Source organism: Bowmanella yangjiangensis (assembly GCF_017255015.1).
GTDB classification, from domain to species: Bacteria; Pseudomonadota; Gammaproteobacteria; order Enterobacterales; family Alteromonadaceae; genus Bowmanella; species Bowmanella yangjiangensis.
This window is the reverse complement of record NZ_JAFKCS010000754.1, coordinates 1-355: the sequence shown is the minus strand read 5'-3', so window position 1 is coordinate 355 and position 355 is coordinate 1. Positions and strand designations below refer to the sequence as shown.

The following is a 355-nucleotide window of genomic DNA, read 5'->3' as shown; positions in this document are numbered from 1 at the left end:
CTGGATGGACTGGCTGAAGCAACAGCCGGAACTGCTGACCCTCAGCGCCACACTCGCCCTGATCGCGGCGGCCTGGCTGTCGAACTGGGTGGTCAAGCACATCCTGGTGCGCGCCATCTATCGTGTGATCGGCGCCACGACCGTGGGTCGCCACGGCCAGATCAAGGAAAGCGGCATCATCAAGCGGCTCTCCAACGTCGTGCCGGCGCTGGTGCTGTCCAGCGGCGTGATGCTGGTGCCGGACATGCCCGAGGCCGTGGTCGAGGTGACGCGCAACGTCTGCAGCGCCTTCATCGTGCTGACCATCGCCATGGCCATCGGCGCCTTTCTGGACATCCTCAACACCCTCTACCAG

Annotated in this window: 1 pseudogene; it reads left to right on the top strand. The window is 64.8% G+C overall.

The features are described from left to right. Positions 1-355 (top strand): annotated as a pseudogene (locus J0A65_RS26545) (mechanosensitive ion channel family protein); the annotation flags it as partial.